The sequence below is a fragment of the Citrobacter sp. Marseille-Q5395 genome (genome assembly GCF_947057495.1).
Lineage (GTDB): Bacteria > Pseudomonadota > Gammaproteobacteria > Enterobacterales > Enterobacteriaceae > Citrobacter > Citrobacter murliniae.
On the sequence record NZ_CAMSEL010000006.1, the window covers coordinates 269,282 to 287,019 of the forward strand.

At 52.5% G+C, this 17,738-nt stretch carries 16 protein-coding genes; 10 read left to right on the forward strand and 6 right to left on the reverse strand.

Translation table 11 applies throughout. From position 1 onward, the window contains the following. Window positions 1-137: 137 nt before the first annotated feature. Genes fhuA through fhuB form a run of 4 tightly spaced genes read left to right on the forward strand, consistent with a single transcriptional unit; the run spans window position 138 to window position 6,104 of the window. Window positions 138-2,390 carry a ferrichrome porin FhuA gene (gene fhuA / locus OH663_RS09465; RefSeq protein ID WP_045439933.1) on the forward strand — a complete coding sequence of 751 codons (2,253 nt, stop codon included), beginning with the start codon at window positions 138-140 and terminating at the stop codon, window positions 2,388-2,390. 47 nt (window positions 2,391-2,437) lie between these two features. Further along, window positions 2,438-3,235: a Fe3+-hydroxamate ABC transporter ATP-binding protein FhuC gene (fhuC, locus tag OH663_RS09470; protein ID WP_045439935.1), complete on the forward strand. Its 798-nt coding sequence runs from the start codon at window positions 2,438-2,440 to the stop codon at window positions 3,233-3,235. Further along, window positions 3,235-4,125 carry a Fe(3+)-hydroxamate ABC transporter substrate-binding protein FhuD gene (fhuD, locus tag OH663_RS09475; protein WP_200011484.1) on the forward strand — a complete coding sequence of 297 codons (891 nt, stop codon included), beginning with the start codon at window positions 3,235-3,237 and terminating at the stop codon, window positions 4,123-4,125. Before fhuC ends, fhuD begins: the two co-directional genes overlap by 1 nt. Then, window positions 4,122-6,104 (forward strand): Fe(3+)-hydroxamate ABC transporter permease FhuB, encoded by a 1,983-nt coding sequence (fhuB, locus tag OH663_RS09480; RefSeq protein WP_200011485.1) that lies wholly within the window; start codon window positions 4,122-4,124, stop codon window positions 6,102-6,104. Before fhuD ends, fhuB begins: the two co-directional genes overlap by 4 nt. A 95-nt stretch (window positions 6,105-6,199) precedes the next feature. On the opposite strand, the gene hemL is transcribed toward fhuB, so the two are convergent. After that, window positions 6,200-7,480 (reverse strand): glutamate-1-semialdehyde 2,1-aminomutase, encoded by a 1,281-nt coding sequence (gene hemL, locus OH663_RS09485; RefSeq protein WP_200011487.1) that lies wholly within the window; start codon window positions 7,478-7,480, stop codon window positions 6,200-6,202. 168 nt (window positions 7,481-7,648) lie between these two features. Here hemL and clcA point away from each other — a divergent pair, with 168 nt between their 5' ends. The 3 genes from clcA to erpA are packed head-to-tail and all read left to right on the forward strand — an operon-like array spanning window position 7,649 to window position 9,496. Continuing rightward, complete coding sequence (gene clcA / locus OH663_RS09490) at window positions 7,649-9,070, forward strand: H(+)/Cl(-) exchange transporter ClcA (RefSeq protein WP_045439953.1); 1,422 nt, start codon at window positions 7,649-7,651, stop codon at window positions 9,068-9,070. A gap of 23 nt (window positions 9,071-9,093) precedes the next feature. Continuing rightward, complete coding sequence (gene yadW, locus OH663_RS09495) at window positions 9,094-9,159, forward strand: small protein YadW (protein WP_136345333.1); 66 nt, start codon at window positions 9,094-9,096, stop codon at window positions 9,157-9,159. Then, the gene (gene erpA / locus OH663_RS09500; RefSeq protein WP_008786260.1) at window positions 9,152-9,496 is read left to right on the forward strand and encodes an iron-sulfur cluster insertion protein ErpA; all 345 of its coding nucleotides are present in this window, start codon (window positions 9,152-9,154) and stop codon (window positions 9,494-9,496) included. Before yadW ends, erpA begins: the two co-directional genes overlap by 8 nt. A 100-nt stretch (window positions 9,497-9,596) precedes the next feature. On the opposite strand, the gene OH663_RS09505 is transcribed toward erpA, so the two are convergent. The 3 genes from OH663_RS09505 to mtnN form a co-directional block, all read right to left on the reverse strand. Next, window positions 9,597-10,220: a TRIC cation channel family protein gene (locus OH663_RS09505; RefSeq protein ID WP_045439956.1), complete on the reverse strand. Its 624-nt coding sequence runs from the start codon at window positions 10,218-10,220 to the stop codon at window positions 9,597-9,599. A 118-nt stretch (window positions 10,221-10,338) separates the two neighbouring features. Next, window positions 10,339-11,157, reverse strand: a complete 819-nt coding sequence (btuF, locus tag OH663_RS09510; protein ID WP_045439959.1) for a vitamin B12 ABC transporter substrate-binding protein BtuF — start codon at window positions 11,155-11,157, stop codon at window positions 10,339-10,341. After that, window positions 11,150-11,848: a 5'-methylthioadenosine/S-adenosylhomocysteine nucleosidase gene (mtnN, locus tag OH663_RS09515; RefSeq protein WP_045439962.1), complete on the reverse strand. Its 699-nt coding sequence runs from the start codon at window positions 11,846-11,848 to the stop codon at window positions 11,150-11,152. The genes btuF and mtnN overlap by 8 nt, the downstream gene beginning before the upstream one ends. Window positions 11,849-11,931: 83 nt before the next feature. Between mtnN and dgt the strand changes: the two genes are divergently transcribed. The 3 genes from dgt to cdaR all read left to right on the forward strand — a co-directional run bounded on the left by dgt (window position 11,932) and on the right by cdaR (window position 16,319). Beyond that, the gene (dgt, locus tag OH663_RS09520; RefSeq protein ID WP_200011489.1) at window positions 11,932-13,449 is read left to right on the forward strand and encodes a dGTPase; all 1,518 of its coding nucleotides are present in this window, start codon (window positions 11,932-11,934) and stop codon (window positions 13,447-13,449) included. A gap of 129 nt (window positions 13,450-13,578) precedes the next feature. Next, window positions 13,579-15,012: a serine endoprotease DegP gene (gene degP, locus OH663_RS09525; protein WP_045439965.1), complete on the forward strand. Its 1,434-nt coding sequence runs from the start codon at window positions 13,579-13,581 to the stop codon at window positions 15,010-15,012. Window positions 15,013-15,161: 149 nt separating this feature from the next. After that, window positions 15,162-16,319 (forward strand): DNA-binding transcriptional regulator CdaR, encoded by a 1,158-nt coding sequence (gene cdaR / locus OH663_RS09530; RefSeq protein WP_003018564.1) that lies wholly within the window; start codon window positions 15,162-15,164, stop codon window positions 16,317-16,319. A 94-nt stretch (window positions 16,320-16,413) separates the two neighbouring features. Here cdaR and OH663_RS09535 read toward each other — a convergent pair whose 3' ends face one another. Further along, complete coding sequence (locus tag OH663_RS09535; protein WP_045439967.1) at window positions 16,414-16,800, reverse strand: DUF3461 family protein; 387 nt, start codon at window positions 16,798-16,800, stop codon at window positions 16,414-16,416. A gap of 109 nt (window positions 16,801-16,909) precedes the next feature. Next, window positions 16,910-17,734, reverse strand: coding sequence for a 2,3,4,5-tetrahydropyridine-2,6-dicarboxylate N-succinyltransferase (gene dapD, locus OH663_RS09540; protein WP_198906405.1), 825 nt, complete (start codon window positions 17,732-17,734; stop codon window positions 16,910-16,912). Between the last annotated feature and the right edge of the window lie 4 nt (window positions 17,735-17,738).

The window sequence follows — 17,738 nt, forward strand, 5'->3', positions numbered from 1 at the left end:
TCTGGTTATTTCTTAACCCCTCAGTTTTAGTAGGGATGTGTATTGCTTGCTATCCCGCCAGAGTTTCGAATATTATGCTGCCGTTATAATAATAATTCTCGTTTACGTTATCATTCACTTTCATCAGAGATATACCAATGGCGCGTCTTAAAACTGCTCAGCCAAACTCTTCGCTGCGTAAAATCGCAGTTGTAGTAGCCACAGCGGTTAGCGGCATGTCTGTGTATGCACAGGCGGCGGTTCAACCGAAAGAAGAAACAATCACCGTAACCGCAGCACCTGCCGCACAAGAAAGCGCATGGGGCCCCGCGGCAACCATCGCGGCAAGACAATCTGCCACGGCGACAAAAACAGACACTCCGATTCAAAAGGTGCCGCAGTCTATCTCCGTTGTGACAGCCGAAGAGATGGCGTTACATCAGCCTAAATCCGTAAAAGAAGCGCTCAGCTACACTCCTGGTGTCGCTGTGGGAACTCGTGGTGCATCTAATACCTATGATTACCTGATCATTCGCGGATTCGCCGCTGACGGCCAAAGCCAGAATAACTATCTGAACGGCCTGAAAATGCAGGGCAACTTCTATAACGACGCGGTAATCGATCCCTATATGCTGGAGCGCGCTGAGGTTATGCGCGGCCCGGTTTCCGTTCTTTACGGAAAGAGTAACCCTGGCGGCTTGTTGAACATGGTCAGCAAGCGCCCGACGACGGAACCGTTGAAAGAAGTTCAGTTCAAAATGGGCACTGACAGCCTGTTCCAGACCGGTTTTGACTTCAGCGATGCGCTGGATGATGACGGTGTGTATTCTTATCGCTTAACGGGCCTTGCTCGCTCCGCTAATGCACAGCAGCAAGGTGCGGAAGAGCAACGGTATGCCATTGCGCCTTCTTTCAGCTGGCGTCCGGACGATAAAACGAACTTCACTTTCCTCTCTTATTTCCAGAATGAGCCAGAGACCGGTTATTACGGCTGGCTGCCAAAAGAGGGGACGGTAACGAAGCTGCCAAACGGCACACGTCTCCCTACTGATTTCAATGAAGGTGCGGGCAACAATACCTATTCTCGTAACGAGAAGATGGTAGGCTACAGCTTCGATCACGAATTTAACGACACTTTTACCGTGCGTCAGAATTTGCGCTATGCGCAAAACAAAGTTTCGCAAAACAGCGTATATGGCTACGGTATGTGTTCCGATCCGCTCTATACCAAGGATCCGGCTAAAAGTCCTTGCGCCAGCGTTCCTCAGTCCGATTGGGATCACACGCTGACTCGTCAGTACGTTATCGATAATGAGAAATTGCAGAACTTCGCTGTTGATACTCAGCTGCAAAGCAAGTTCGCGACTGCCGATGTGGATCATACCCTGCTGACCGGCGTTGATTTTATGCGCATGCGTAACGATATCGACTCATGGTTTGGTTATGCCGGTTCTGTTGCACCGTCCGATATCTATAACCTTGACCGCAGCGACTTTGATTTTGGCTCACACCCAGGCCCTTCTGGTCCTTACAAAGTGCTGAACAAACAGAAACAGACTGGCTTGTATGCGCAGGATCAGATGCAGTGGGATAAGGTGCTGGTTACTCTGGGCGGTCGTTACGACTGGGCTAAACAGGACTCTCTGAACCGTGTTTCTGGCGTTACGGATTCCCGCGATGATAAGCAGTTCACCTGGCGTGGCGGTGTTAACTATCTTTTCGACAACGGCGTAACCCCGTATTTCAGCTACAGCGAGTCGTTTGAACCGGCTTCCCAGACGGGGGCTAGTGGGAATATTTTCGCACCGTCCAAAGGTAAGCAGTACGAAGCGGGCGTGAAATATGTTCCGAGCGATCGTCCGATCGTGATCACCGGTGCTGTCTATCAGTTGACCAAAACCAACAACCTGATGGCTGACCCGACAGGCACATCGTTCTTCTCAGTTGAAGGCGGTGAAATTCGTTCTCGCGGTGTGGAAATCGAAGCGAAAGCGGCACTGTCTGCCAGCGTTAACGTTGTCGGCTCTTATACCTACACCGATGCGGAATACACTACTGACACCACCTACAAAGGCAATACGCCTGCTCAGGTGCCAAAACACATGGCATCACTGTGGGGCGATTATACCCTCTATGATGGTGCGCTTTCCGGGCTGACGTTGGGTACTGGCGTTCGTTATACTGGTTCCAGCTATGGCGACCCGGCAAACTCCTTCAAAGTGGGGAGCTATACGCTGGTGGATGCGTTGGTACGTTACGATCTGGCCCGCGTTGGTATGGCGGGCTCCAACGTGGCGCTGCATGTGAACAACTTGTTTGACCGTGAATACGTCGCCAGTTGCTTCAATACCTATGGCTGCTTCTGGGGCGCGGAACGTCAGGTCGTTGCAACAGCAACCTTCCGTTTCTAATTTCTCTTTGGGCACGCTTTGCGTGCCCGTTTTACAAGTTGGCCGCTATGCAGGAAAACAGATCCCATCCCGACACCACTTTTGCGCTAAGTCATGTCTCCTTTCGTGTACCTGGTCGCACGCTTTTGCATCCTCTCTCGTTAACCTTTCCCGTGGGGAAAGTGACCGGTCTTATCGGCCATAACGGCTCCGGTAAATCCACGTTATTAAAGATGTTAGCTCGCCATCAGCCGCCTTCTGAAGGCGATATTTTTTTGGATGGACAGCCCGTTGATAGCTGGAAGAGTAAAGCATTTGCCCGCAAGGTTGCCTGGTTACCGCAGCAGTTGCCGCAGGCGGAAGGGATGACAGTGCGTGAACTGGTGGCGATTGGTCGCTACCCGTGGCACGGTGCGCTGGGACGTTTTGGTGTAGCTGACAGAGAAAAAGTGGAAGAGGCGATAACGCTGGTAGGGTTAAAGCCACTGGCACATCGTCTGGTTGATAGTTTGTCCGGCGGCGAGCGTCAACGTGCGTGGATCGCCATGCTGGTGGCGCAGGACAGCCGTTGCCTGCTGCTCGATGAACCCACTTCGGCGTTGGATATCGCCCATCAGGTTGATGTGCTGGCGCTGGTGCATCGCTTGAGCCAACAACGTGGATTGACGGTGATCGCCGTGCTGCATGATATCAATATGGCTGCCCGCTACTGCGACTATCTGGTGGCGCTAAGAGGTGGCGAAATGATCGCTCAGGGGACGCCTGCTGAACTGATGCGCAGTGAAACCCTGGAACAGATCTACGGTATCCCGATGGGTATTTTGCCGCATCCGGCTGGTGCTGCACCTGTGAGTTTTGTCTATTAATGATCGCATTACATCATATAACCCGCCGTCGTTTGCTAACGGCAATGGCGTTGTCACCATTGCTCTGGCAGATGAATCAGGCGCGTGCGGCGGCGGTTGATCCGCAGCGCATTGTGGCTCTGGAGTGGTTACCGGTTGAGCTGCTGCTGGCGCTGGGTATTACACCCTATGGCGTTGCAGATGTTCCGAACTACAAGCTGTGGGTCAATGAACCTGCTCTGCCGGACTCGGTGATTGACGTCGGGTTACGCACTGAACCCAATCTTGAACTGCTGACTGAAATGAAGCCCTCATTTATGGTTTGGTCGGCAGGCTATGGCCCTGCGCCCGAGAAACTGGCACGTATTGCGCCTGGCCGTGGATTTAACTTCAGCGATGGCAAAAAGCCGCTGGCGGTTGCCCGCCAGTCGCTGCAGGAAATGGCGCAGTTGCTGAATCTGGAACCTGCTGCCGAACGTCATCTGGCGCAATATGATCGCTTTATTGACAGCCTGAAACCACGCTTTATTCAGCGCGGAGAGCGTCCTTTACTGCTGATGACCCTGCTGGATCCTCGCCATATGCTGGTGTTTGGTCCTAACTGTCTGTTTCAGGAAGTGCTGGACGAGTACGGGATCCGTAACGCCTGGCAGGGGGAAACAAACTTCTGGGGTAGCACTGCTGTGGGTATCGATCGGCTTGCGGTCTATAAAGATGTTGATGTGTTGTGCTTTGATCATGGCAACAATAAAGAGATGAATGCGCTGATGTCCACCCCGTTGTGGCAGGCAATGCCGTTTGTCCGCGCCGGACGTTTTCAGCGCGTACCTGCCGTCTGGTTCTATGGCGCAACACTGTCGGCGATGCGCTTTGCGCGCATTCTGGATAATGCGCTGGGAGGCAAAGCGTGAGTAAACGTGTTGCGCTTTTCCCGGTACTTTTACTGACAGTCTTGTTTGTATCTGCCTGCTGGCTGACCTGGGTTAACTTCTCTGTTGCCCTGCCGCGCAGCCAGTGGCTGCAGGCTATCTGGTCGCCGGATATCGATATCATTGAACAGATGGTTTTCCATTTCAGTTTGCTGCCGAGGCTGGCGATTGCGTTACTGGTCGGTGCCGGGCTGGGACTGGTTGGCGTTTTGTTTCAGCAGGTATTGCGTAACCCGCTGGCAGAGCCGACCACGCTTGGCGTGGCAACCGGAGCACAGTTAGGTATAACTGTCACTACACTGTGGGCGCTCCCCGGAGCGCTGACCACGCAATTTGCGGCGCTGGCAGGAGCATGTATCGTCGGAGCGCTGGTGTTTGGTGTCGCCTGGGGCAAACGTCTTTCGCCCGTCACATTGATCCTTGCAGGTCTGGTGGTAAGTCTGTACTGCGGCGCGATTAACCAACTGATGGTTATTTTCCATCACGATCAACTGCAAAGCATGTTTTTGTGGAGCAGCGGAACGTTAACGCAAACTGACTGGAACGGGGTGCAGCGACTGTGGCCGCAACTGCTGGGTGGCGTGATGCTAACCCTGCTGTTATTACGTCCTATGACGCTGATGGGGCTGGATGACGGTGTAGCGCGTAATCTTGGCCTGGCGCTATCGCTGGCGCGTCTGGCCGCATTGTCGCTGGCGATTGTGTTGAGTGCTTTGCTGGTTAACGCAGTCGGAATTATTGGTTTTATTGGTCTGTTTGCGCCGCTTCTGGCAAAAATGCTCGGCGCCCGGCGCTTACTGGCTCGCCTGATGCTGGCCCCGCTGATTGGTGCTCTGATCCTCTGGCTTTCCGATCAAATTATTCTGTGGCTGACCCGCGTATGGATGGAAGTCTCTACTGGCTCGGTAACCGCACTGATTGGCGCACCGCTGCTGTTGTGGCTGCTGCCGCGTTTGCGCAGCATGAGCGCGCCGGATATGAATGCCAGTAGTCACGTTGTTGCGGAACGTCAGAACGTGCTGATGTTCGCCCTGGTGGGGGGCGCAATATTGTTGTTGACCGTCGTAGTGGCGCTTTCTTTTGGTCGCGATGCTCATGGCTGGAGTTGGGCCAGTGGTGTGATGCTGGATGAGCTGATGCCCTGGCGCTGGCCACGAATTATGGCGGCACTGATTGCGGGTGTTATGCTGGCGGTAGCGGGCTGTATTATTCAGCGCCTGACCGGTAACCCCATGGCCAGCCCGGAAGTATTGGGTATCAGCTCCGGTGCGGCGTTTGGCGTCGTGTTGATGTTGTTTCTGGTGCCCGGAAATGCCTTCGGTTGGCTGCTACCAGCCGGGAGTATCGGAGCAGCGGTGACGTTGCTGATCATCATGATTGCCGCTGGGCGCGGGGGCTTTTCGCCTCACCGAATGCTGCTGGCAGGGATGGCGCTTAGCACCGCATTTACTATGTTGCTGATGATGCTACAGGCCAGCGGCGACCCGCGGATGGCGAGCATACTGACCTGGATCTCCGGCTCGACCTATAACGCTTACCCTGAACAGGTAATACGTACTGGGATCGTGATGGTGATTCTGCTGGCGATTACGCCGTTGTGCCGTCGCTGGCTGACGATTTTACCGCTGGGCGGTGATACGGCTCGGGCGGTGGGTATTGCGTTGACACCGTCACGTGTCGGTTTGCTGATGCTGGCCGCGGGACTGACCGCAACGGCAACCATGACTATTGGACCGTTGAGCTTTGTTGGGCTGATGGCGCCGCATATCGCGCGTATGCTCGGTTTTCGGCGTACCATGCCGCATATGGTGATGTCAGCGCTGGCGGGTGGGGTACTGTTGGTCTTTGCGGACTGGTGCGGCAGAATGGTGCTGTTTCCGTATCAGATCCCGGCGGGATTACTCTCGACGTTTATTGGTGCGCCATACTTTATCTGGCTGCTACGTAAGCAGAGCCGGTAATACAAAGCTGGATAAGCACTTTGCGTCGCCATCCGGCAACAAAAAAGCCGGGTGGCGGAGTGCCTTACCCGGCTTACGATCTCTGATGCTGCTTTTTACAACTTCCCGAACACCCGGCGTGCGGCGTCGATGGTGTTATTGATATCTTCCATGCTGTGCGCGACGGACATAAAGCCAGCTTCAAAGGCTGATGGCGCGAGATAAACCCCTTCATCCAGCATCATGTGGAAGAAACGCTTAAAGCGCTCGACATCGCATGCCATTACGTCCTGATAGCAGGTCACGGTTTCTGCTTCGGTGAAGAAAATCCCGAACATCCCGCCCACATGGTTAACCACCAGAGGAATATTCGCTTCCTGGGCGGCTTCCAGCAGACCTTCTGCCAGATGGGTGGTGAGTTCATCTAATGTTTCATGAATACCCGGCTGGGCGACTTCATTCAGACAGGCAAATCCTGCCGCCATGGCAATTGGATTACCAGACAGCGTACCAGCCTGATAAACCGGTCCGGTTGGTGCCAGCGCGTCCATGACATCGCGACGACCGCCGAATGCACCAACAGGCATACCACCACCGATGATTTTGCCCAGACAGGTCAGATCCGGAACGACGCCGTAGTAATCCTGCGCGCCAGCTAACGCGACACGGAAACCGGTCATTACTTCATCGATAATCAACAGCGCGCCAAACGCATCGCACAACGCGCGCAGACCAGGCAGGAATTCCGGCAGCGGCGGGATGCAGTTCATGTTGCCAGCGACCGGCTCCACGATAATGCAGGCAATGTCTTGCGGATACTGTTCAAATGCTGCACGTACAGAGGCGAGATCGTTATAAGTACAGGTCAGAGTATGCTTAGCGAAATCTGCCGGAACGCCCGGAGAGTTCGGCTGGCCCAGCGTCAGTGCGCCGGAGCCGGCTTTTACCAGCAGGCAGTCGGCATGACCGTGATAGCATCCTTCAAATTTGATAATTTTATCGCGTCCGGTGAAGCCGCGCGCCAGACGGATGGCGCTCATCGTCGCTTCGGTACCGGAGTTGACCATGCGCACCATGTCCATGGTTGGCACGAGTTCAGTGACCAGCGCCGCCATTTTCACTTCCATCTCGGTTGGCGCACCAAAGCTCAGGCCACGTTCTGCAGCCTCAATCACCGCATTGCGGATAGCCGGGTGGTTATGGCCCAGCACCATCGGGCCCCAGGAACCAACATAATCAATGTAGGCTTTACCATCGACGTCATACAGATACGCGCCGTCTGCTTTTTCGATAAACAGCGGAGTACCACCCACGCCGGTAAAGGCGCGAACAGGGGAGTTAACGCCGCCGGGGATAAGTTCGCGTGCTGCGCTGTAGAGGTTTTCAGACTTACTCATGGATGGGGTCCTGGTTCGTAGAAAAAGTGAATGCCCGCTATTCTAGTTATTCAGAGAAGGTTATGAAAGTTTTGCGCATTTGAAACAATACGATTTGCAGGGGATTTTCACGAAATGTGCGAGTAGAATGCCGATTCCGTATTTGTATTACCAATTAATGATCATCTAATGAAAACAGACTCTCCCTCTTTTGAAGCACAGCAAATTGTGCGTTTACGGCGCAGGGATCAGATCCGTCGACTACTTGATCGGGACAAGACGCCGCTGGCGATCCTCTTTATGGCGGCTGTTGTCGGCACCGTGACTGGACTTGTTGGTGTTGCTTTTGAGAAAGCTGTGTCCTGGGTACAGAACCTGCGTATAGGCACGCTGGCACAGGTCGCCGATCATGCCATTTTGGTGTGGCCGCTGGCGTTTATTCTCTCTGCGCTGCTGGCAATGGTCGGTTATTTCCTGGTGCGTAAATTTGCGCCGGAAGCGGGTGGTTCGGGGATTCCGGAGATCGAAGGTGCACTGGAAGAGTTGCGCCCGGTGCGTTGGTGGCGTGTATTGCCGGTGAAGTTTATCGGCGGTATGGGAACGCTGGGTGCCGGGATGGTGCTTGGACGAGAAGGGCCGACGGTGCAAATTGGCGGCAATATCGGACGCATGGTGCTTGATGTTTTCCGTATGCGTAGCGCTGAAGCGCGCCATACTCTGCTGGCTACCGGTGCTGCAGCCGGTCTGTCGGCCGCTTTTAATGCGCCTCTGGCGGGTATCCTGTTCATTCTTGAAGAGATGCGTCCGCAGTTCCGTTACAACCTTGTATCGATCAAAGCCGTATTTACCGGCGTTATTATGTCCAGCATTGTGTTCCGTATTTTTAACGGCGAGGCCCCGATCATTGAAGTCGGGAAGCTCTCCAATGCACCGGTTAATACGCTGTGGTTATATCTCGTCCTTGGAATTATTTTTGGTTGTGTCGGACCGTTATTCAATACGATGGTGTTGCGGACCCAGGATATGTTTCAACGCTTCCACGGCGGCGAAATTAAAAAGTGGGTGCTGATGGGGGGCGCTATCGGCGGTCTGTGTGGGATCCTCGGTTTAATAAAACCTGAAGCGGCAGGTGGTGGGTTTAACCTGATCCCTATCGCAGCAGCGGGCAATTTCAGTGTTGGAATACTGCTGTTTATTTTTGTTGCCAGGGTCATCACCACGCTGCTGTGCTTCTCCTCCGGCGCGCCCGGTGGGATATTTGCGCCGATGCTGGCGCTGGGTACATTGCTCGGCACCGCATTTGGCATGGCTGCAGCGGCGTCTTTTCCGCAGTATCATCTGGAAGCCGGGACGTTTGCTATTGCCGGAATGGGGGCGTTGCTGGCGGCTTCAGTACGTGCACCATTAACGGGCATTGTGCTGGTTCTGGAAATGACTGATAACTACCAGCTCATTTTGCCAATGATTATTACCTGTCTTGGCGCAACACTATTAGCCCAATTTATGGGCGGAAAGCCGCTATACTCGACTATTCTTGCACGTACGCTGGCAAAACAGGAAGCGGAGCAGGCGGCGAAAAGCCAGAGTACAGCTGCTGGCGAGAATACTTGAACGAAATACCAGGGTATTAGATAATGGCCCAAAATATTGGGTTGAAATTTATCCAATTGCCAATGTCGTTTGGAGCAAAATATGAGTGATGACGTAGCGCTGCCACTGCAATTTACAGAAGCAGCAGCCAATAAAGTAAAAAGCCTGATCGCTGACGAAGATAACCCGAATCTGAAATTACGCGTGTATATCACCGGTGGTGGTTGCAGCGGTTTCCAGTATGGTTTCACCTTTGATGATCAGGTTAACGAAGGTGATATGACCATTGAGAAACAAGGCGTTGGTCTGGTGGTTGATCCAATGAGCCTGCAATATCTGGTGGGTGGTGCGGTTGACTATACCGAAGGTCTGGAAGGTTCCCGCTTCGTTGTGACGAACCCGAACGCTAAAAGCACCTGCGGGTGTGGCTCTTCCTTCAGCATTTGATGAGCTGATTCTGTCTGCCCGGTAAGCGTCGCGCCGCCGGGCAATTTGTCGGATAACGGCGTAAATGTCTTATCCGGCCTGTGTATCCCGCGTCGTCAAATTATCGACCATTATCATCTAACGCAAACGTCGGTAGCTTTAAATGCCAGCGAATAGCGGCAAGCCGAATCAGCAATGTGACGATCATCCCCATCATGCTGGCGTTTTCCAGCGGTACTGAAAAAGTATAAAACGCCGTGGCGTGAACAATCCCGCCAATAATACATGCAGTTGCGTAGATTTCTGTACGTAATATCATCGGTACTTCACGTGCTAACACGTCGCGAATAATCCCGCCGCCTACGCCGGTGATCACTCCCATACAAATTGCCACCAGTGGTCCGGTTCCGGCGAGAAATGCTTTATTAACGCCAATGCCGACGAACACCGCCAGACCGACAGCATCCAGTGCCGGAAGGATCCACTTGGGTAATCGTCTTGGCTGGCGCACCAGTAAGATCGTGAGCATGCTGGTGATCATGGCAACAACCAGATCGGTAGGATCTTTAACCCAAAATACCGGCCCGTTATCCAGTGCCATATCGCGGATCGTGCCGCCGCCTACTGCGGTAACAACGCCGAGGACTAGGACACCGAAGGGGTCCATACGCAATTTCCCGGCCAGTAATACGCCAGAGATAGCAAATACCGCAGTGCCTACAATATCGAGCCAATAGACGAGCATTGTCGAATCCCCAATACACATCACCCTTCAGGCTGCCTCTTTGTTGGCTGCGTTAGTTACCCCTGTCACGTATTATTTGTACGCTTCCGGGGATTCATTAACTTGCTGCCTCGAGGCATCATGAATGATTTTGTGTCTCATTTATCTGTGAAAGCGCATTACAGAGTTGTTTTGCGGCGAGGATAATACGCGGGCTCGCGCGTTCGAACCAGTCACTATTAAGGGTAATAACCGGGATTTTTAGCTGATTTCCCCAGTATTGTTCGATTTTAAGATTTTCGCCCGAATTTCCGGTGGTAACGATAGCCTGAGGCGCTCTTGCCAGAACCTGTTCGCGGCTGACCTGCGGCCAGGGGACCCGGCTGCCGGCAAAGATGTTTTCTCCGCCACAGACCTCAAGAACCTGGTGCTGAATGGAGCCTTTCCCACTGGTAAACAACGGATTTGCGCCAAACTGAAGAAACACACGTTTTTTCGGTTTGTTGGCATACTGTGATTTTAATGAAGCATACTCATCAAGCAAGGTTTTCGCGGCCTGTTTTGCCTGTTCAGGTCTGGGACTCCACGCCGCCAGTTGGCGCAGCGCGTCTGCGACTTGCTCAATGGTTACCGCATCCACCCAAATAACTTTAATTCCCAGGGCGGTCAGTTGATTCACCTGCCGTTCGGCGTTCCCTCCGCGCCAGGCGATAACTAAATCTGGTTTGAGCGCCACGATGCGTTCCAGATTCATGCCTTGCCAGGTTGAGACCTCTTCAATATTTTTGGCCTCGGGCGGGTAGTTTGAGTAGCTGCTGACGCCGACCGGGGTAATGCCGGCGGCAAAGGCCAGTTCGGTGTTAGCAGGGGAGAGTGAAACTACACGCGGTGCGGCACAGAGCCACACCGGAAGAGTGAAAAGCAGGGCGGCCAGCGCCCTGGGCATTAATTTAGCCATGCGCCAGTTTCTGTACCAGCGTTTCAACCATCAGGCTCGACTGTTTCGCGGCAACAACCAGGAATTCGTCAAAGCTGAGATGGGACTGCTGATCGGCGACATCAGAGATGGCACGAACCACCACGAACGGGACTTTAAAGTTGTGGCAAACGTGCGCAATTGCCGTGGCTTCCATTTCTACAGCAACTGCCTGCGGGAAATTATGTTTAATTTTTGCCAGGCCAACAGATCCATTAATGAAGGCGTCACCGCTGACAATCAGCCCACGAACGGCGTTCAGGTTGAGTTCTGCGATGCAGGACTCAGCCGCTGTGATCAGTGCGGGATCGGCTTTAAAGCCTGCCGGACAGCCCGGCAACTGGCCAAATTCATAGCCAAATGCGGTAACGTCAGCATCGTGATAACGTGCTTCATCAGAAACTACGATATCGCCGACTGTCAGCGTAGAGGCCAGGCCGCCCGCAGAACCGGTATTAATGATGGCATCCGGCTTGCAGCGTTCGAGCAAAAGCGTTGCGCCCAGTGCCGCAGCCACTTTACCGATACCAGATTTCAGTAGCGCAACCTCAGTACCGTTCAGTTGGCCGGTGTAAATTTCACAACCGCCGAGGGAGATAGTCTGACGGTTTTCGATTTTGTCACGCAGGAGCGTAACTTCTTCTTCCATTGCACCAATGATGCCGATTTTCATAGATTTACTCGCGATAAGCCAGATTTGAGGGCATAGTCTATCATGCGCTTAAGGGGTAGCGCATTTCTCAGGCGGGAGAGGACATGGCACAGATCGATTTCCGAAAAAAAATAAACTGGCATCGTCGTTACCGTTCGCCGCAGGGCGTGAAATCTGAGCATGAGATCCTGCGAATTTTTGAAAGCGATCGCGGACGTATTATCAACTCCCCGGCAATCCGCCGGCTGCAGCAAAAAACCCAGGTTTTTCCGCTGGAGCGTAATGCAGCGGTGCGCACACGTCTGACGCATTCGATGGAAGTTCAGCAGGTGGGGCGCTATATCGCAAAAGAGATCCTCAGCCGACTAAAAGAGCTAAAGTTGCTGGAACAATATGGCCTGGATGAGCTGACTGGCCCTTTTGAAAGTGTTGTCGAAATGTCCTGTCTGATGCATGACATTGGTAATCCACCGTTTGGGCACTTCGGTGAAGCGGCGATTAACGACTGGTTCCGCCAGCGACTTTTTCCCGCGGATGCGGAAAGCCAGCCCTTAAGCGATGACCGCTGCCTGGTGGCGGCGCTGCGTTTGCGTGAAGGCGAAGAGTCTCTCAATGATATCCGCCGTAAAGTGCGGCAGGATTTGTGCCACTTTGAAGGTAATGCGCAGGGGATTCGGTTGGTACATACCTTGATGCGAATGAACCTTACCTGGGCGCAGGTTGGGGGTATTTTAAAATATACGCGTCCGGCATGGTGGCGCGGAGCTGCCCCGACAACACATAACTATTTAATGAAAAAACCGGGATATTACCTTTCCGAGGAACCGTATATTGAGAGGTTGCGTAAAGAATTATCTTTAGCACCTTACAGTCGCTTTCCATTAACCTGGATTATGGAGGCGGCCGATGATATCTCTTATTGTGTGGCCGACCTGGAAGATGCCGTTGAGAAAAGAATCTTCAGTGTCGAACAACTTTATCACCATCTGTACGAGGCATGGGGACAGCACGAAAAAGGTTCCCTGTTTACCCAGGTTGTTGAGAATGCCTGGGAGAAATCGCGCTCAAATACATTAAGTCGCAGTACGGAAGATCAGTTCTTTATGTATTTGCGAGTCAACACGCTGAATAAACTAGTACCGTATGCGGCCCAGCGTTTTATTGATAACTTGCCGCAGATTTTTGAGGGTAGCTTTAATCACGCGCTGTTGGAAGACGCCAGTAGCTTCAGCCAATTGCTCGGGGTTTATAAAAATGTGGCGATGAAACATGTGTTTAGCCATCCCGATGTTGAACAACTGGAATTACAGGGGTATCGGGTTATCAGTGGGCTACTGGAAATCTATAAGCCGTTATTAAAAATGACGCAATCAGACTTTAGCGCGCTGGTTGAAAATGAAAGATTAAAACACTTTCCGATTGAGTCGCGATTATTTCAAAAGCTGTCTACGCGCCATCGGTTGGCTTACGTTGAGGCTGTTAGTAAAATATCGTCTGTTTCTGCAGAGTATCCGGTTTTTGAATATTATTATCGCTGTCGCCTGATCCAGGATTATATCAGCGGGATGACGGATTTGTATGCCTGGGATGAATACCGGCGACTAATGGCGGTAGAACAATAAATACTCATTTGTAAAGACTGACAATAAAATTTTACTTTTTCCTGAAACTTTACTCTGGAACTTCGCGCTATAAAACGACTCTGACGTATACAGCAATTTTGCGTTATCTGTTAATCGAGAACGAAACACATGAAAAAAACCACATTAGCAATGAGTGCACTGGCTCTGAGTTTAGGTTTGGCGTTGTCCCCCCTGTCTGCAACGGCGGCTGAGACAGCGTCTTCAGCAGTGACGGCCCAGCAGATGCCAAGCCTGGCCCCGATGCTCGAAAAAGTGATGCCATCGGTGGTGAGTATTAACGTCGAGGGGAGCACGACGGTGAATACGCCGCGTATGCCGCGTAATTTCCAGCAGTTCTTCGGTGATAATTCCCCGTTCTGCCAGGATGGTTCTCCGTTCCAGAGCTCACCATTCTGCCAGGGCGGTGCGCCGGGCGCAGGTAATGGTGGCGGGCAGCAGCAGAAATTTATGGCGCTGGGTTCCGGCGTTATTATTGATGCCGCTAAAGGTTATGTCGTTACCAACAACCACGTGGTCGATAACGCCACGGTGATTAAAGTACAACTGAGCGATGGGCGTAAATTTGACGCGAAGATCGTCGGCAAAGATCCACGCTCTGACATTGCGTTAATCCAGATTCAGGATCCGAAGAACCTGACAGCGATCAAGCTGGCAGATTCTGATGCGCTGCGCGTGGGTGATTACACTGTCGCCATTGGTAACCCGTTTGGCCTCGGTGAAACGGTAACTTCGGGTATCGTTTCTGCGCTGGGGCGTAGCGGTCTGAATGCGGAAAACTACGAGAACTTTATCCAGACGGACGCCGCGATTAACCGGGGTAACTCCGGTGGCGCACTGGTCAACCTGAACGGTGAGCTGATTGGGATTAACACCGCGATCCTCGCGCCTGACGGCGGTAATATCGGTATCGGTTTTGCTATCCCAAGCAACATGGTGAAAAACCTGACCTCGCAGATGGTTGAGTTTGGCCAGGTTAAACGTGGTGAGTTGGGTATTCTGGGCACTGAACTGAACTCTGAGCTGGCCAAAGCCATGAAGGTTGACGCACAGCGTGGCGCATTCGTCAGTCAGGTCATGCCGAATTCATCCGCAGCGAAAGCCGGTATCAAAGCCGGGGATGTGATTACCTCGCTGAACGGTAAGCCTATCAGCAGTTTTGCCGCGCTGCGTGCGCAGGTCGGCACGATGCCTGTAGGTAGCAAAATCAGCCTTGGTCTGTTGCGCGACGGTAAACCGGTCACTGTGAACCTGGAACTGCAGCAGAGTAGCCAGACTCAGGTAGATTCCAGCTCCATCTTCAAAGGGATTGAAGGTGCGGATATGAGCAACAAAGGCCAGGACAAAGGGGTCGTGGTAAGCGATGTGAAACCGAATACTCCGGCGGCTCAGATTGGCCTGAAGAAAGGGGATGTGATTATCGGTGCCAATCAGCAACCGGTGAAAAATATCGCGGAACTGCGCAAAATCCTCGATAGCAAACCGTCTGTTCTGGCGTTGAATATTCAGCGTGGTGACACCTCAATCTATCTGTTGATGCAGTAATCCTCTCAAACCCCTTCCTGTTACCAGGGAGGGGTTTCTTTTTGTGATACTTACCACAACTCCATACTTCTCTTCTTCGCTTTGTGCATTTGCACAATGCTGCTGCGTATGATCTTCCTTATGCTTGAGCTCTGCTCACAGGAGGGTTTATGGCTGGCTGGCATCTTGATACCAAAATGGCGCAGGATATCGTGGCACGCACGATGCGCATCATTGATACCAATATCAACGTAATGGATGCCCGTGGGCGGATTATCGGCAGCGGCGATCGCGAGCGTATTGGTGAATTGCACGAAGGCGCACTGTTGGTGCTTTCGCAGGGGCGCGTGGTGGATATCGATGATGCCGTCGCCAGGCATCTGCACGGTGTGCGCCAGGGAATAAACCTGCCACTACGGCTCGAAGGTGAAATTGTTGGCGTTATTGGTTTAACCGGCGAACCGGAACATCTGCGCAAGTATGGTGAACTGGTTTGTATGACCGCGGAAATGATGCTGGAACAGTCGCGTCTGATGCATCTGCTCGCGCAGGACAGTCGTCTGCGTGAAGAGTTGGTGATGAACCTGATTCAGGCCGAAGAAAATACTCCGGCGCTGATGGAGTGGGCACAACGTTTAGGCATTGATTTGAACCAGCCGCGCGTGGTGGCGGTGGTGGAAGTTGACAGTGGGCAGCTTGGCGTTGACAGTGCCATGGCAGAACTGCAGCAGCTACAAAATGCCCTGACTACGCCTGAGCGTAATAACCTGATTGCGATTGTTTCTCTTACCGAGATGGTGGTGCTGAAGCCTGCGCTTAATCAGTTTGGTCGCTGGGATGCGGAAGATCACCGTAAGCGCGTCGAGCAGTTAATTGCCCGGATGAAAGAGAATGGGCAGTTGCGCTTTCGCGTTTCTCTGGGTAACTACTTTACCGGGCCAGGCAGTATTGCCCGTTCATATCGAACGGCACGTACGACCATGATGGTCGGAAAGCAACGTATGCCGGAAAGTCGCAGCTATTTCTACCAGGATTTGATGCTGCCGGTGCTGCTGGACAGCCTGCGCGGCGGCTGGCAGGCTAATGAGCTGGCGCGCCCACTGGTAAGGCTGAAAGCGATGGATAACAACGGCTTGCTGCGGCGGACATTAGCGGCGTGGTTTCGTCATAACGTGCAGCCGCTGGCGACATCTAAGGCATTGTTTATCCATCGTAATACGCTGGAATATCGCCTGAATCGTATCTCTGAGCTGACCGGGTTGGATTTGGGAAATTTTGATGACAGGTTGTTGCTGTATGTGGCGTTACAACTGGATGAGCAGCATTGATTGATTGCCTGATGGCGCTACGCTTATCAGGCCTACGAGGATATACCTGTAGGCCGGATAAGGCGTAAGACGCCGCCATCCGGCAACAAACTGCTTACTTACGCGTTAGTTTTTCCAGATCGGCTTCAATCTCGCTGATCTTGTTGGTGACGACGCTTTCCAGATGACGTAAATCATCAAGGATCTTGCGTTTAAGATCGACTTCACTACGATCGCGCAGACAGATCTGATCCAGTTCGTCGATCACGTAGCGCAGGTTCGGGCTTATCTCCTGCACTTCTTTGTAACCCTGGCCAACGCCATCGGCGACCACGGTTTTACGCTGACGGGGATATTTAAACTTTACGCTCTTGGCAAAAAACTCGCCTTTATCCTTCTGGAAATAGATTTTCAGGATATCGTTATTGGCTTCTTGCCGCAGGCTGTAACGATCGATCTCTTCAGGATTGGTAATGCCCAGACTTTTCAGATTGTCATACATAGCGGTACCCTTAAGCTCACTATAACCATTGAATAATTAACGAAAAGCCTTGTTTATGCCACTCGCAGATGTAAAAAAAGCGGGCCAGGCCCGCTTTTTCAAAATACCGTTAGTCGATGGTGCGTAACAGCTCGTTAATACCGACTTTTCCTCGCGTCTTAGCATCAACTTTCTTCACGATCACCGCACAGTAAAGGCTGTACTTGCCATCTTTCGACGGCAGGTTGCCTGATACTACAACGGAGCCGGCCGGGACACGTCCATAATGTACTTCACCCGTTTCGCGGTCATAAATACGCGTACTCTGGCCGATGTAAACGCCCATAGAGATAACGGAACCTTCTTCGACAATTACGCCTTCTACGACTTCAGAGCGTGCGCCAATGAAGCAGTTATCTTCGATGATGGTTGGGTTAGCCTGTAATGGCTCCAGTACACCACCGATGCCAACACCGCCAGACAAGTGGACGTTTTTACCAATCTGGGCACACGAACCTACGGTAGCCCAGGTATCAACCATGGTACCTTCGTCAACGTATGCGCCGATATTGACGTATGACGGCATCAGAACCGTATTACGGGCGATAAATGCACCCTGACGCACAGCCGCAGGCGGCACTACGCGAAAGCCTTCCTTCTGGAAGCGCGCTTCGTCATAGTTGGCGAATTTCATTGGTACTTTATCGAAGTAGCGGCTTTCCGCACCATCGATAACCTGGTTATCGTTAATACGAAAAGAGAGCAGTACCGCTTTTTTCAGCCACTGATGAGTGACCCACTGACCCTCAATCTTTTCTGCGACGCGCAGTGCACCGGAATCCAGCAGAGAAATAACCTGATTAACCGCTTCACGGGTTACGGTATCCACATTTGCCGGAGTGATGTCGGCACGGCGCTCGAAAGCGGACTCAATAACGTTCTGTAACTGCTGCATTGTT

What these genes read in the sequence shown, in the direction of transcription:
- fhuA (WP_045439933.1), top strand. Translation starts at nt 138, where the DNA reads ATGGCGCGTCTTAAAACTGCTCAGCCAAACTCTTCGCTGCGTAAAATC.
- fhuC (WP_045439935.1), top strand. Translation starts at nt 2,438, where the DNA reads ATGCAGGAAAACAGATCCCATCCCGACACCACTTTTGCGCTAAGTCAT.
- fhuD (WP_200011484.1), top strand. Translation starts at nt 3,235, where the DNA reads ATGATCGCATTACATCATATAACCCGCCGTCGTTTGCTAACGGCAATG.
- hemL (WP_200011487.1), bottom strand. Translation starts at nt 7,480, where the DNA reads ATGAGTAAGTCTGAAAACCTCTACAGCGCAGCACGCGAACTTATCCCC.
- clcA (WP_045439953.1), top strand. Translation starts at nt 7,649, where the DNA reads ATGAAAACAGACTCTCCCTCTTTTGAAGCACAGCAAATTGTGCGTTTA.
- erpA (WP_008786260.1), top strand. Translation starts at nt 9,152, where the DNA reads ATGAGTGATGACGTAGCGCTGCCACTGCAATTTACAGAAGCAGCAGCC.
- OH663_RS09505 (WP_045439956.1), bottom strand. Translation starts at nt 10,220, where the DNA reads ATGCTCGTCTATTGGCTCGATATTGTAGGCACTGCGGTATTTGCTATC.
- btuF (WP_045439959.1), bottom strand. Translation starts at nt 11,157, where the DNA reads ATGGCTAAATTAATGCCCAGGGCGCTGGCCGCCCTGCTTTTCACTCTT.
- mtnN (WP_045439962.1), bottom strand. Translation starts at nt 11,848, where the DNA reads ATGAAAATCGGCATCATTGGTGCAATGGAAGAAGAAGTTACGCTCCTG.
- dgt (WP_200011489.1), top strand. Translation starts at nt 11,932, where the DNA reads ATGGCACAGATCGATTTCCGAAAAAAAATAAACTGGCATCGTCGTTAC.
- degP (WP_045439965.1), top strand. Translation starts at nt 13,579, where the DNA reads ATGAAAAAAACCACATTAGCAATGAGTGCACTGGCTCTGAGTTTAGGT.
- cdaR (WP_003018564.1), top strand. Translation starts at nt 15,162, where the DNA reads ATGGCTGGCTGGCATCTTGATACCAAAATGGCGCAGGATATCGTGGCA.
- OH663_RS09535 (WP_045439967.1), bottom strand. Translation starts at nt 16,800, where the DNA reads ATGTATGACAATCTGAAAAGTCTGGGCATTACCAATCCTGAAGAGATC.
- dapD (WP_198906405.1), bottom strand. Translation starts at nt 17,734, where the DNA reads ATGCAGCAGTTACAGAACGTTATTGAGTCCGCTTTCGAGCGCCGTGCC.